The organism is Glutamicibacter sp. AOP5-A2-18 (assembly GCF_052446055.1).
GTDB lineage: Bacteria > Actinomycetota > Actinomycetes > Actinomycetales > Micrococcaceae > Glutamicibacter.
In genome coordinates, this window is sequence record NZ_JBQSVW010000001.1 from 3,228,280 (window position 1) to 3,242,826 (window position 14,547).

11 protein-coding genes are annotated in these 14,547 nt (G+C 55.4%); 10 read left to right on the plus strand and 1 reads right to left on the minus strand.

Annotation, left to right across the window (positions count from 1 at the left end; translation table 11 throughout):
* The first annotated feature begins 101 nt into the window (after positions 1–101).
* Positions 102–941, plus strand: a complete 840-nt coding sequence (locus ACT3RW_RS15490; RefSeq protein WP_013350454.1) for a transporter substrate-binding domain-containing protein — start codon at positions 102–104, stop codon at positions 939–941.
* 103 nt (positions 942–1,044) lie between these two features.
* On the opposite strand, the gene ACT3RW_RS15495 is transcribed toward ACT3RW_RS15490, so the two are convergent.
* Entirely contained in the window at positions 1,045–1,818 is a 774-nt protein-coding gene (locus tag ACT3RW_RS15495; protein ID WP_013350455.1) for an SDR family NAD(P)-dependent oxidoreductase, read from the minus strand.
* A 245-nt stretch (positions 1,819–2,063) separates the two neighbouring features.
* Here ACT3RW_RS15495 and ACT3RW_RS15500 point away from each other — a divergent pair, with 245 nt between their 5' ends.
* The 9 genes from ACT3RW_RS15500 to ACT3RW_RS15540 all read left to right on the plus strand — a co-directional run bounded on the left by ACT3RW_RS15500 (position 2,064) and on the right by ACT3RW_RS15540 (position 14,543).
* Positions 2,064–3,401, plus strand: coding sequence for an MFS transporter (locus tag ACT3RW_RS15500; protein ID WP_443446490.1), 1,338 nt, complete (start codon positions 2,064–2,066; stop codon positions 3,399–3,401).
* 53 nt (positions 3,402–3,454) lie between these two features.
* A complete protein-coding gene (locus ACT3RW_RS15505) occupies positions 3,455–4,339 on the plus strand; it encodes a transketolase (RefSeq protein ID WP_443445184.1) in 885 nt (294 codons plus the stop codon).
* Positions 4,340–5,332, plus strand: coding sequence for a transketolase family protein (locus ACT3RW_RS15510; protein ID WP_013350458.1), 993 nt, complete (start codon positions 4,340–4,342; stop codon positions 5,330–5,332). It abuts the gene before it with no gap.
* A gap of 123 nt (positions 5,333–5,455) precedes the next feature.
* Positions 5,456–6,118 carry a GntR family transcriptional regulator gene (locus ACT3RW_RS15515; protein ID WP_013350459.1) on the plus strand — a complete coding sequence of 221 codons (663 nt, stop codon included), beginning with the start codon at positions 5,456–5,458 and terminating at the stop codon, positions 6,116–6,118.
* 648 nt (positions 6,119–6,766) lie between these two features.
* Positions 6,767–7,408: a helix-turn-helix domain-containing protein gene (locus ACT3RW_RS15520; protein WP_444614376.1), complete on the plus strand. Its 642-nt coding sequence runs from the start codon at positions 6,767–6,769 to the stop codon at positions 7,406–7,408.
* A gap of 8 nt (positions 7,409–7,416) precedes the next feature.
* Positions 7,417–7,770, plus strand: coding sequence for a HipA N-terminal domain-containing protein (locus tag ACT3RW_RS15525; RefSeq protein ID WP_444614377.1), 354 nt, complete (start codon positions 7,417–7,419; stop codon positions 7,768–7,770).
* A 110-nt stretch (positions 7,771–7,880) separates the two neighbouring features.
* Positions 7,881–9,188 (plus strand): ISL3 family transposase, encoded by a 1,308-nt coding sequence (locus ACT3RW_RS15530; RefSeq protein WP_441665189.1) that lies wholly within the window; start codon positions 7,881–7,883, stop codon positions 9,186–9,188.
* A 145-nt stretch (positions 9,189–9,333) separates the two neighbouring features.
* Positions 9,334–10,641 (plus strand): ISL3 family transposase, encoded by a 1,308-nt coding sequence (locus ACT3RW_RS15535; protein WP_444614378.1) that lies wholly within the window; start codon positions 9,334–9,336, stop codon positions 10,639–10,641.
* 1,265 nt (positions 10,642–11,906) lie between these two features.
* Positions 11,907–14,543 (plus strand): Z1 domain-containing protein, encoded by a 2,637-nt coding sequence (locus ACT3RW_RS15540; RefSeq protein WP_444614379.1) that lies wholly within the window; start codon positions 11,907–11,909, stop codon positions 14,541–14,543.
* Positions 14,544–14,547: the final 4 nt, after the last annotated feature.

The window sequence follows — 14,547 nt, forward strand, 5'->3', positions numbered from 1 at the left end:
CTAGCTTGATCAGTACTCCGTTTCACCCACGTATTTGGGGAATTCACGAAACGGACTTGACTCTTGCACCCTGACTTGGACGGCTTATAGATTGATGGACTATGACCGACAGTTCACAGAAGAATCCGTCCATTACCCGCCGGTTGCCGTTGCTGGTCCTATGCGCAGCCTTGTTCCTTTCAAGCTGTTCGGCTCCAGCCCCGGAATCCGGCGACGTCCAGAAGCCAGTTTCCGACAGCACCAGGCTGGATAGCGTTGTTGAAACCGGAACGTTGAAGGTCTGCACCACCGGCGACTACCGTCCGTTCACCTACCTCGACCCGGATTCCGGGGAATGGTCGGGAATCGACATCACGATGGCGAAAAATCTTGCCGAGACCATGGGCGTCGAACCAGAGTTCATCCAGACCTCGTGGAAAGACTTGATGCCGGACTTCCTCTCCAAGTGCGATATGGCAGTAGGCGGGGTTTCCATTTCCATGGAACGTGCCCAGCAGGCCTACTACAGCGAAGCCACGCTGGACGAGGGCAAGACGCCAATCACCCTGTGCGAGAACGTGGAGAAGTACGACACGATCAAGGAAATCAACCAGCCCGGGGTCCGTTCCATCACCCCGATCGGCGGTACCAACGAGAAGTTCGCCGATGCGAATTATCCCGACGGTGAGATCATCCGCTTCGAGGACAACAACAAGATCTTCGATGAGATCATTGCCGGGCGTGCCGACGTGATGACCACCGATGCCTCCGAAACTCGGTGGGTGGCCAACGAGCACCCCGAGCTGTGTGCGGTGCACCCGGATAAGCCGTTCAATTTCTCCCAGAAGGCCTATCTGCTGCCGCTGGGCGATGACGAGTTCCAGGAGTACGTGAACCAGTGGCTGAACATGGCCAAAAACGATGGGACGCTCGCGGCTGCCGAGAAGCCCTGGTTCGGCTAACGGCCGCCAGAACATGACAATAAGCCAGTGGCCACGCCTCGAACTCTTCGGAGCGTGGCCACTGGCTTCTTCTTTTCCTTGAACTTGCCCGGACCCAGAACTGCTAATGCATGTGGCTGCCACCATTGATGTCAATGGTGGTGCCGGTCAGGTAGGAAGCACCTTCGGATGCCAGGAAGCCGATGACCGATGCGACTTCTCCAGTGGTTGCGGTGCGCCCAATGGGGATCCCCGCGGCAATGGCCGCTTCCTGCTCGTCGGTGCTGCCAACACGGATGTTGGTATCCACAGCGCCTGGTGCAATCGCGTTGACGGTGACGCCGCTAGCCGAGATCTCACGGGCCAGCGCCTTGGTGAAACCGAGGATTGCCGCTTTCGCTGAGGAATAAGGGACCTTGCCGAAGACTCCGCCGCCACGTTGGGCTGACACGGAAGACATGTTGATTACTCGTCCCCATCCACTCTCGATCATTTCCGGCAGGAATGCCTTGGTGACCAGGTACGTGCCCGTGGCGTTGACGTTCATGATCTTGTTCCAGATATCCAAAGTCGTATCCAGGAAATCCACCGGGGAGGTAATTCCCGCGATATTCACTACGGCGCCGGCAGGAGGCAGCTCCCCCGCGGCGACGCGGGCTGCCACTGCCGCTTGTGCGGTGGCGACCGAGGACTCGTCGGCAACGTCGATCTCGTGGCCGAATGCCGGCACGCCAAATTCTTCTGCAATCTCCGCGGCTACGCGCTCGGATGCGGAGTGGTCCAGATCCAGAATCGCTATTCCCCAGCCTTCCCGGGCCAAGTGCCGGGCGGTTTCGATGCCGATCCCCTGTGGCGAGGTGGCACCGGTCAGTACTGCAGTGCGCTGGATTTGATTCATAGGATTCCTGCTTTCAATACGGCTCGCCCGAACAACGATGAGGCGAACTTGGTGGTTGCGGCGCGCTGCCCTGGGCGAGAGCACCAGAAGTTTGTGGTGCACACCACGATAGTTTTGTTTACTGTTGACAGTCAACTGTTAAATTTCTTCTTGACAGGACTTGTGTCGACACTCACACTGCTATTAGTGTTGACTGTCAACAATGAAAGTTGCCCGCATCCCACAACTCACGAAGGGAGCCACCCATGAGCAGTGAAGCTCTAGAAATGCGTGGCCCGATCCACGGCACCAAGGACGCCAAGCGCGTCGCCATAGGCTCCAGCGTTGGCGCCACCATCGAAACCTACGATTTCATCGGCTTCGGCACCGCGGCCGCCCTGTATTTCGGCCACGCGTTCTTCCCGGGCACCGATCCGCTGCTCGGAACGCTGGCATCCTTCGCCACCTTGGGCGTAGGCTTCGCCGCCCGGCCCCTCGGCGGAATTATCGGCGGCCATCTCGGTGACAAAATCGGGCGCAAGCCGGTGCTTGTCACTTCGCTGATCGTCATGGGCCTGGCCACTTTCTTCATCGGTTTGCTGCCCACCTATGAGCAAGTTGGCGTGCTGGCTCCAGCACTCCTGGTTTTTGTGCGCATCGTCCAAGGACTGGCCTTCGGCGCCGAATGGGGCGGGGCAATCCTGATGACCTATGAACACGCACCATGGATGCAAAAGGGCAGGTTCACCGGGATCGTCCAGTCCGGATTCCCGGTAGGGTTGCTGCTGGCCAATCTGGTGTTCCTGCTCAGCGTGCAACTGCCTGGCGACTGGGGCTGGCGTGTTCCGTTCCTTGCCAGCCTCCTGCTGGTCATCGTTGGATTGGTCATCCGCTCGAAGGTCCCGGAGTCGCCTGTGTTCGACGATGTCAAAAACTCAGGGCAGATCGTCAAGTCGCCGATTATGGATGTTATCCGCACCGACTGGCGCAATATCCTGCGCGGCATCGGGCTGCGCATTGCCGAGACCGCAGGCTACGCGGTCTCCATCACCTACATGATCTCCTACCTGCACACCACCGGCTTGGCGGCGAACTGGCAGACGCTGACCGCCTTGAGCATCGCCGCGGCCGTTGGCATCTTCGCGACCTACCGCTGGGGCAGGCTCACCGACCGCGTCGGACGGCGCACCGTCTACCTATTCGCTTGCGCCTTTGCCGCGCTCTTCGGCATTCCGATGTTCCTGATGGTCAACACTGGCTCGTTCCTGATGATCATTGCCACGATCGTGATCTCCTACGCAATCTGCCAGAACTCCATGGCCGGCGCCCAGGGTGCCTGGTTCCCAGAGCTCTTCCAGGCCAAGACCCGCTCTTCCGGCGCATCGCTGGCCTACCAGATCTCAGCCATGGTTTCAGGTTTCACGCCATTCATCACCACCTTGCTCTTCATGCAGTTCGGCTGGATGGGCCCGGCCGCGCTCTTCATCAGCTACGCGCTGATCGGCTTGTGGGCGGCATTAGCCACCAAGGAAACCTGGGGCGCACGCGAACGGCGTCTCGCCGACCAGGCCATCGCCGCGAATCCGCAGAAAAGCTGCGTCTGACCCCGGGCAGCAACCCCGGACACCGACCCGTTGAATTCCTGAAAGGACTTCCCATGGCAATTGCAGCCACCGACAACCAGACGCTGAATTTGGGCCAGCGCACCGAAAGGGTCCGCGACGCCGCCTACCGCATCCGCCACCACTCGCTGAACATGGGCGAGGTGCAGGGCCAAGGATATGTAGGTCAAGCATTGGGCGCTGCGGACATGTTCGCGGCCGTCTACGCGGACCAGCTGGACTTCCGTCCGGCAGAACCGGACTGGGAGGACCGCGATCGCTTCCTGCTTTCCACCGGCCACTACGCCATCGGCTTCTATGCCGCACTGGCCGAAGCGGGCATCATTCCGGTCGAGGAGCTGGAAACCTACGGTTCGGATGACTCAAGGCTTCCGATGTCCGGAATGTCCACCTACACCCCCGGCATGGAAATCTCCGGAGGCTCCCTGGGCCACGGCCTGTCCATCGCGGTGGGCATGGCCCTGGGACTGCGCCACCAGAACAGGACCCAGCGGGTGATCAATTTCCTTTCCGATGGCGAACTGGATGAAGGCTCCACCTGGGAAGCGGCCATGGGTGCCGCCCACCACCAGCTCGGCCAGCTGACCGCCATGGTGGACATCAATGCCCTGCAGGCCGATGGCGCGACCGCCGGCGTGCTGCGCACGGAACCGGTCACCGAGAAATGGGAAGCCTTCGGCTGGTACGCCCAGCGGATCAACGGCAATGACCCGCGAGCGCTGCTGCAGGCCTTCGACAACATCGCGGCCCAAGCGGCCCTCGCCTCGCGCCCCTCGGTCATCCTGTGCGACACCAAGGTAGGCCGCGGCGTTCCGCTGCTGGAAAACCGCGAGAAAGCCCACTTCATGCGCATTGAAGACAACGAATGGCAGATCTGCCGCGACCAACTCACCGAAGGCTTCGAAGGGAGCAACTCCTAAATGTCTGCCACCGCTAAACCACGGCTGAAAACCTCGGCCATGATTGCCTCCTTCGCGGAGCCCGGCCAGAAGACCGCGCCAGCGCCTTTCGGCCATGCCCTGGCCAAGGCGGCCGAGCAGGATCCGCGCATCGTGGGCCTGACTGCCGATCTGGGCAAGTACACGGATATGCACATCTTCGCCCAGCAGCATCCCGAGCGCTTCTTCCAGATGGGCATGGCCGAGCAACTGCTGTTCGGGGCCGCCGCGGGCTTCGCCGAAACCGGCATGATCCCCTTTGCTTCCACCTATTCGGTGTTCGCGGCCCGGCGGGCCTATGACTTCCTGTGCCTGGATATCGCCGAGCCGAACCTCAATGTGAATATCGTGGGCGGCCTGCCCGGGCTGACCACCGGCTATGGCCCGAGCCACCAGGCCACCGAGGACATTGCCATCTTCCGCGGGATGCCGAACCTGACCATCGTGGATCCCTGCGATTCGGTGGACATCGAGCAATCGGTGCCGCAGCTAGCGGCTTGCGAAGGGCCAACCTACCTGCGCCTGCTGCGCGGCAAGGTGCCTACCGTCCTGGATGAATACGACTACAGCTTCGAATTGGGCAAGGCAAAAGTACTACGCGGTGGACGTGACGTCGTCTTCGTCTCCAGCGGCCTGATGACCATGCGCGCGCTGGACGCCGCGAAGGAACTGGCCAAGCACAACGTGGATGTTTCGGTGGTGCACTCCCCCACAATCAAGCCCTTCGACTCGGAAACAGTCCTGAAGGAGGTCAGCGGGGACCGCCTGGTGGTCACACTGGAGAACCACTCGGTCATCGGCGGGTTGTTCGAGACCCTGGCTTCCACCATGATCCGCGGCGGGGTTTCCTCTAAGGTCATTCCCATCGGCCTGCCCGATGAATTCTTGAACGCAGGCGCGTTGCCGACACTCCATGACCGCTACGGGTTGTCGATCAGCGCGATTGTGTCCAAGGTCCTGGCAGCGCTTAGCTAGATCTGCCTCGATCATCTTGCTGATTCGTCTTGGGAGGGTGCAGTGCTCGCACTGCACCCTCCCAAGGCGCTAAAATCAACAGTTAACAATCGACAGTTGAATTCCAATCCCTAGGGGTGCTCCATGGCCATCGCCGATTCTTCCTTGGTAGGCCTTCGCAAGAAGAGCCTGCGCGAGCAGGCCCTGATTGCGTTGCGCCGTGCCATCACCACCGGCGAATTGCAGCAGGGAACCCACCTGGTGGAAACCGAGCTGTCTGCGTCCATGCAGATCAGCCGGGGCACCTTGCGCGAAGCCTTGCGCCAGCTGGAGCAGGAGGGATTGGTGTCCGCCGGAGAACGCGGACGACTGTCCGTTCGCCACCTGGACAACAAGGAAATCCAAGACATCTTCGCGGTGCGCGCCTCGCTGGAAACCCTGGCGGCCACGACGCTGCTGCAGCGCGAAGACCTTACCGATGCGCTCGCGCAGCTGCGCGCCGCGGTCAGCACCATGGAGCAACTCGCGGGCCATGAAATCGAGGAACGGATCGAAGCGGATCTCGAGTTCCACCGCACCCTGTGCCGGCTGTCCGAGAATGACACCCTGCTGCATGCCTGGGAGCAGCTTGAGGGCTCCATCCGCATGTCCATCATGTTCGGCGGCTACGAACGCGGGGTGCGCAATATGGATGTCGCACGCCATTTCAAGCTGGTGGACACCATCGAGGCTGGCGACAGCGCCGCAGTGAGCTCGGAAATCTCCGAGCATATGCGCATTGCCGCCGAAACCCTGATGGGCTCGTAGGAATCTTCTGCGGTCTGCCCATCTCGCTCCTCGAGGTGTTTGTGTTACGCCTCGATGCGGCGGGGCCCAACCGGACTTGTACCGGTTACGGGGATACGGTCTGGGAAAGCTGGATCGGTCATCGAACAAAGCGTTCAGTCGCCCCTGACAATGACGCCGGACGGGAACGTTGATCCGCGCCTTTTTCCACGTGCTGCCCCTCGACTGGTTACGTCGCCACCACGAACCACCAAGCGGAAAGTGATAGCAACACGGATCCTTACTATCATTTTCTAAGAAAGTGATAGTAAGGGAAATTCATACCATCGCTTTGGAGGGACCCATAGCTGGCTCTCTTTACGCCTGGCCTGCGTTCAGCTCCCCTATTTTGAGGTGCCAAGAGCACTTCTGACTGCCGAAAATCCTCATATCTTCTCCGGTGCTGAAGTTCAGCGATCGAGATGACTTGGACTCTGCGCAAATGAAAAAGCTCATCAAGAGCGATTTGACGCAAAAGCTCTCGCTATTGAGACCTCCCTGTCGTCCAGTGACCTAAGCCCAAGTGCACGTTCATTCACATTAATGAAAGTGAACCAACGTACACTTTCGTAAAAGTGTACGTACATTCACTTATAATAATGTGCATATACGTGCACAACAGGAGGTTTCATGAATCGCGACGTTTCGACCCAAAAGGAACTCGGAGCATTCGTGCATGATGCCCGGATGAAACTCGGCCTCACTCAAGAAGCCCTAGCCGACCGCGCAGGCGTTTCGCGCAAATGGCTTATAGGCCTGGAGCAGGGTGTACGCACGAGAGCTGAACTCGGCAAGGTGTTAGATACCTTTGAAGCACTCGGGATATCAATAAATCTTTCTTTCAATGCTGAACTCGAAATCGAGTCATCAGATGAAGACCGCTACCATTCGATAGCTCGTATCTCTCCGGCCGCGTCGGAAGCAATTAGAAAAGCCTCGAGTTTGGATCAGTCCTCTTTCCCAAGATTGGCACCCTCGAACATAGGTCAATCGGCCTTCCGAAAACTAGCCGCATCGGGGCTCGGCGAATCCTCATTCCAAAAGTTCGCCAAAGAACTGCGCAACCAAACAGGCATCCGAAACCTAGCCGCCTCCGATCTCGGTCAATCGGCATTACAACAGTCCCTTAGAAAAGGGTTTCCTAGTTCAGATGCTTCGACTTTCGATCGCAACTCAAGCACCGCGAACGACGAAGGCAGCGAGCAGGATCAAGCACTTCTTGATAATGACGAATGCAATGAACCGGACAATAAAGATGAGAACAACGAATAGGGCCCGCGATGAAAGAACTCGTGACCTTTTTATACGGGCAGCCTGTCGGAATCCTTCAACAAGATCATTCTGGTAACAGAAAATTTCAATTCGTCCCACAAGATTCTAGACAAGCCAGATTGTCCCTGGCAATGCCCTATCGAGAGACCCCTTACCAGCGCTCTATTACTGATCCGTTCATCGAGGGGCTAATTCCGGAAGGCGAAGCTGTCCGCCAGTCGTTCGCTGATGACTTTGGCATTTCGGCAAAGAATCCCTTTGCCTTACTTGAGCATATTGGGTTTGAATGTGCAGGAGCAGTGCAGTTCGTACGGCCGGATGAAATTGACGAGTTAACGGGCTCTTCCGAATTCAGAGTGTAGATACCTAAACCCAACACCACAGCTCACAGGCATGTCATAAATCAATAAAAAGTCGAGGCCTTCACGAGAATGGAAGTTACCACACTAACGATTCTTGAAAGACCTCGACTGTGCACCATTCTATCTATTCCCCAGCGGATCTGACGACTTTCACCGGCCTCGACAGTCTAGGACTAACGGCTATCGCTCAACACATAACCTCAGCCAGGGCTGAGATTCTCTGCGAAGTCACCACCCCAAACCCATGGTGCCAATCCTGCGGAGCCCAAGGAATACCACGCGATACCGTCATCAGACGTATCGCGCACGCACCGTTCAGCTGGCGGCCCACCGCCCTAGCTATCCGTCACCGCAGGTACCGGTGCACGCAATGCCACCATGTCTGGCGTGAAGACCTCACCCAAGCTGTATCACCACGACAGAAAATCAGTAAAACTGGTTTGCGTTGGGCGCTCTATGGCCTGGTCACCCAACACCTTTCAATCTCACGGATTGCTGAAGGATTAGGCGTTTCGTGGAATACCGCCAATGACGCGGTGTTGGCCGAGGGTCAACGGTTACTGATCAATGATTCCACCCGCTTTGACGGGGTCAAAGTCCTTGGCGTTGACGAACACGTGTGGCGTCATACCCGCGACGGGGATAAATACGTAACGGTCATCGTGGACCTCACGCCCGTCATGGAAGACACCGGAGCATCCCGTTTATTAGACATGATTCCCGGCCGTTCCAAGGCCGTGTTTAAGACCTGGCTTGCTGAACGCGATGAAGCATGGAAAAACACTGTTGAGGTCGTCGCGATGGATGGTTTCACAGGCTTCAAAACCGCTGCCGCTGAAGAGCTACCTCAAGCCGTGGAAGTTTTGGATCCTTTTCATGTGGTCAAGCTCGGATCTGACGCGTTGGACCAGACAAGGCAGCGGGTTCAACGGGTGCAGCACGGTCATCGAGGGCGCAAAGATGATCCGCTGTATCAGTGCCGGCGGACCCTGACTACCGGGCTGTCATTGGCTACGGAGAAGCAGAAAGCCAAGGTTGAAGCGTTGTTCAAGAAACCTGAGTATGAGCCGGTTGAACTGGTGTGGAGTGTTTATCAGAAGATGGTTGATGCGTACCGGCAATCGAAACCAGAAGTCGGTCGGTGGGCTATGGGGCAGTTGATTGAGGAGATAGGAACGAAGGTGCCCAAGGGTTTGCCGGAGTTGAAGAAGCTCGGTGGAACTCTGCGGCGTAGGAAGAGCGATATTCTGGCGTATTTTGACCATGTTGGCTGTTCGAACGGTCCTACTGAGGCGTTGAATGGGCGGTTGGAGCATTTGCGGGGTATCGCTTTGGGGTTCCGAAATTTGACGCACTATGTCGCACGGTCATTGTTGGAGACCGGTGGATTTAGGAAGGTTTTACACCCTCATTTGTGAAGAGCCTAGCAGGCTCTTCCGAATTCAGAGTGTAGATACCTAAACCCAACACCACAGCTCACAGGCATGTCATAAATCAATAAAAAGTCGAGGCCTTCACGAGAATGGAAGTTACCACACTAACGATTCTTGAAAGACCTCGACTGTGCACCATTCTATCTATTCCCCAGCGGATCTGACGACTTTCACCGGCCTCGACAGTCTAGGACTAACGGCTATCGCTCAACACATAACCTCAGCCAGGGCTGAGATTCTCTGCGAAGTCACCACCCCAAACCCATGGTGCCAATCCTGCGGAGCCCAAGGAATACCACGCGATACCGTCATCAGACGTATCGCGCACGCACCGTTCAGCTGGCGGCCCACCGCCCTAGCTATCCGTCACCGCAGGTACCGGTGCACGCAATGCCACCATGTCTGGCGTGAAGACCTCACCCAAGCTGTATCACCACGACAGAAAATCAGTAAAACTGGTTTGCGTTGGGCGCTCTATGGCCTGGTCACCCAACACCTTTCAATCTCACGGATTGCTGAAGGATTAGGCGTTTCGTGGAATACCGCCAATGACGCGGTGTTGGCCGAGGGTCAACGGTTACTGATCAATGATTCCACCCGCTTTGACGGGGTCAAAGTCCTTGGCGTTGACGAACACGTGTGGCGTCATACCCGCGACGGGGATAAATACGTAACGGTCATCGTGGACCTCACGCCCGTCATGGAAGACACCGGAGCATCCCGTTTATTAGACATGATTCCCGGCCGTTCCAAGGCCGTGTTTAAGACCTGGCTTGCTGAACGCGATGAAGCATGGAAAAACACTGTTGAGGTCGTCGCGATGGATGGTTTCACAGGCTTCAAAACCGCTGCCGCTGAAGAGCTACCTCAAGCCGTGGAAGTTTTGGATCCTTTTCATGTGGTCAAGCTCGGATCTGACGCGTTGGACCAGACAAGGCAGCGGGTTCAACGGGTGCAGCACGGTCATCGAGGGCGCAAAGATGATCCGCTGTATCAGTGCCGGCGGACCCTGACTACCGGGCTGTCATTGGCTACGGAGAAGCAGAAAGCCAAGGTTGAAGCGTTGTTCAAGAAACCTGAGTATGAGCCGGTTGAACTGGTGTGGAGTGTTTATCAGAAGATGGTTGATGCGTACCGGCAATCGAAACCAGAAGTCGGTCGGTGGGCTATGGGGCAGTTGATTGAGGAGATAGGAACGAAGGTGCCCAAGGGTTTGCCGGAGTTGAAGAAGCTCGGTGGAACTCTGCGGCGTAGGAAGAGCGATATTCTGGCGTATTTTGACCATGTTGGCTGTTCGAACGGTCCTACTGAGGCGTTGAATGGGCGGTTGGAGTATTTGCGGGGTATCGCTTTGGGGTTCCGAAATTTGACGCACTATGTCGCACGGTCATTGTTGGAGACCGGTGGATTTAGGAAGGTTTTACACCCTCATTTGTGAAGAGCCGGAAAAGTCGTTCGGATTGTGTCGCGATCCATCGTGTTCACTGAAATTGATATCGGGAAACTCGTAGATATCCTGTTCATTCGCCGCGATACGATAGTGAAGAACTCGTTGAAGAACCGGTCTAGGTATTGGCATTAATGGATGCGATACGTGGCGCTTGAAATACCATCTTCATTCCGTAATCCGGTGAGCGATGACCTGCCAAAAAGATCGGTGTGGATCACCCTCATGTAATTCGGCATGCAAATCATATAATCGTCCAAGGTTCGCGGAAGCTGCTCCCACGAGTTCTCCGAACTCGGCAGTCGAGTGACAGAGCTGGTCCTCCGGTTTCAGAAATTATCGAACTGTTATCTGCAATCCTTCAATTCAACTGCTTGAAGGGTGAAGCTGCTTATCGGATATGTTCCGGAGTTTGGAGATATTTTATGGGATCAATGAACACACGCGGAATTACTCGGAAGCCACAGATATTCGTTACTCCCAATCCCGCTGGGCCGAACTAGATGAGTCAGTAAAAACATCGAAGTCGGTGGAAGCGAATTCCTTTACTCGGGACCTTGCTCGCGTGGCGAAACGAGTTGCCTGCGTACGTGCTGAACGTCATTCTATCCGTCTGAATATCATGGGTCCTTAGGATTTAGCGCTCCTCAATGGATCCGGTTATTCAAACCCACGTCCAAAATTCATTATAGTTGCTAAGCTCTACTAATTTTCCGCTAACGAGAACCAAAATCTTAGACCGAGCCGTAGGTGGCGATCGTTGACCTTTCCGAATTCGCCAGAAATAAAGCCATCGCAAAGGTGTGCCACGTTGAACGTTTCAATGCGATCACCGTACGCACTGTCATCTTGTTAATAGCTCAGTACTGCTACGACTGGTTCAGCTCAGGGAATTTCGTTGGTACGTCCAAGCTACCGAGAACAGCCTGACGTAGTGGACTACCGGATCTTCATCGTCAGCATTCAGCTAGCAATGAGAGCATGGCACTATTTTTCCGAACTGGAAAGAACCCTCAAACGCATGTGATTTGCAAAGAGAAACTCCTCTCCGTCCTCTACGCAAAGAAACGAACCACTTCAATTCGGCAACAACCACGACACCACAAACTGACATCACCTTTGGCCTCCATATAAGATTTACAGCTTCAAATTGGGCTTTATGCTCGACTTTTTTCACCAAAGAAATCTAAACTGTCGCTACTCTGGCTAGACTGATCAAAACGTCACCATTCCTGCGCATGAAAAGAGAAAATAGCTTGAAAGAGCATGAGTTCGGTATTGTTCGTCAATTGCTTGATGGCTTCTTAGCTGGTGGACAAACTTTCGGTGAGGCAAGTAAAGAGGTCGTACGTTCTTTAGAGCAACTCATCCCGGATGTTCGATCCGCAGTGTCCGTATTAGTTGATGAACGTCGAGCTGAAATCGCTCGTCGCGAAAAGCTACGCGAAGCAGATGGCAACACTTCTACCAGTCGTGACGTTCTTGAACTCGGGTGGTACACAGGACCTAAAGAAAATGGCGTATGGTCCCAACTTGGCGAGCGCATGCAGCAGTCGGGACTGGCCGATGCCATCGGCGAAATCGACAAGTCGACCGATGCAATCGTCTCCTCACTAGCCGAACCTAGAGTCTACGACGCAAAGCGCCTCGGCCTAGTTGTTGGCAACGTTCAGTCAGGCAAAACCGCGAATTTTTCAGCGGTCATCGCCAAAGCCATCGACGAAAAATACCGCTTCGTTCTGGTTCTTTCAGGAATCCACAACAATCTCCGCAAGCAAACCCAAGAGCGATTGGAACGAGACCTTGGGATGGAGGACGGCGGACAAGGGTGGTACCGCCTCACCGACCCTGACGGAGACTTTGGTCGGGCCCACATCCGCAACGCCGGTGTGGTCGTCTCAACGCATGAAAAGATCATTGCGGTTGTGAAGAAAAACGGATCCCGCCTTCAGAATGTCTTGGATTTCTTGCGCTCCGTTGACGAACAAACTCGAAAAAATACACCTGTCCTAATCGTGGACGATGAATCGGATCAGGCCACGCCGGATTCATCAACCAAACCGGAAAATGATCCCACCAAGATCAACAAACTCATGCGTGAGATTTGGGCTGAAGTACGCAATGGTACCTACATCGGCTACACAGCAACCCCTTTCGCCAACATACTCATGGACCCAAATAGTGGTGCAAACGATGGTGAGTTGGTTCAGCTGTACCCGAAAGATTTTATTCACGTTATGACAACCCCGAAGGCCTATTTCGGTGCTGAACGGATCTTTGGACTAGAAAGTTCACCCGACGCCAAACTGCCCGACGTGGTCCGGGCCATCTCCAAGGAAGAGCTTGAGCATCTAGCCCCTGCGAAGGGGGGATGCCCCACAATCACAGAATCACTGGAAGACGCGATTCGCTGGTTCGTAGTTTCTGCTGCTATTCGCCGAACACGAGAGCAAGCCAAAAAGCATTCAACAATGCTCATACACACGACCCATCGAGTCGACCCACACTTCGCAATGCGTGACGAGGTCGAAGCCTTCCTTGCCCCGTTGCAGCGAGCCGCCCGCGAAGAGGACGTGGAATCTTTCCTAGATACATTCCACGATGAGCGTGACCGCGCGGCAGAGCTTTACACCGGTGATTCAGATGCCCCAAGCTGGCAGTCCGTGAAAGCAGAAATTCCAAATGTCCTGCGTTCGCTGAGAATCTCCGTAGACAATGGTTCCGCGTCCGAAACGGAGCGACTGAGTTACCCTGACGATAATCCCCAAACAGTAATCGTTATCGGTGGTGGAACGTTATCACGTGGTTTGACTCTTGAAGGATTGTTCGTATCCTACTTCACACGCACTTCAAGCGCCTACGACACATTACTGCAGATGGGACGTTGGTTCGGTTACCGAATCGGCTACGAAGACCTTCAAAGAGTATGGCTCAGCCCTGGCCTTGAAGGCGACTACCGATTCTTGGCTACGGTCGAAGAGGACGTCCGCCAAGAGATCCGTCGTATGGCAGGCTCTAACCAAACACCGGAGCAGATCGGTGTCCGAGTTCTTTTGCATCCCGGAAGACTACAGGTCACCAGCGCGGCAAAAATGAAGCATGCCACGGTCGCTGAAGTTGATTTTGAAGGAACACGTCTGCAGACAACGCTTTTCGACGTCACAAATCCATCGGTCCACAATGAAAACGTAGAAGTTGCGCTTCAGTTAAGAAGCCAACTTGCGAAGTACCGGAAGGCCGAGGATTCTTCGCTATACGCTGACGTCCCAATCCACGAGCTAGGTGACTTCTTTAGCAACTTTGCGGTGCACTCGCGTTTCGAGGAGAACTTCACTAGTGCGTACCGCTGGGCTGCCGAAAACATGCCACAAAAAACTTGGAACGTGGTCATACCTGATAGTAACGGTGACGAGCCATTCGAGTTGATACAGCGCACACCCATTGGTGCGGATCATGCAACGGATTTAACTCACATCAATATTAGATCGCTGATGGCAGGTGGAGATATTCTCCGAGATTTCGAAGCGTACTTCGACCGGAAACATGATTTAGGTGCAAACGCGAAGCACAATCAACAGCTGGAGTTGCGACGAGATCGAGATGGTCTCGACGGTAGAGGGCTATTGATCCTTTACCCAATTTCAAGAAATTCAAAAGTCCAAGGCGAGAGAAAACACCGCCGAGACATGACGGAGGTCTTGCACGAAGTCGCGCCCACGTTGCTAGAGGATAGTAACTTGCCGATTATGGGTGTCGCATACATCGCGCCTTTGGACAGTCGAAACGAGCTCGAAGTACCGCGCGGAACTCGAATCAGGGTCGTGCCAGAGTTCGGCGAGTCTCATGACGAAATTGACGACATTCAAGACAACGAAGGCAGCTACACAGGATGACTAC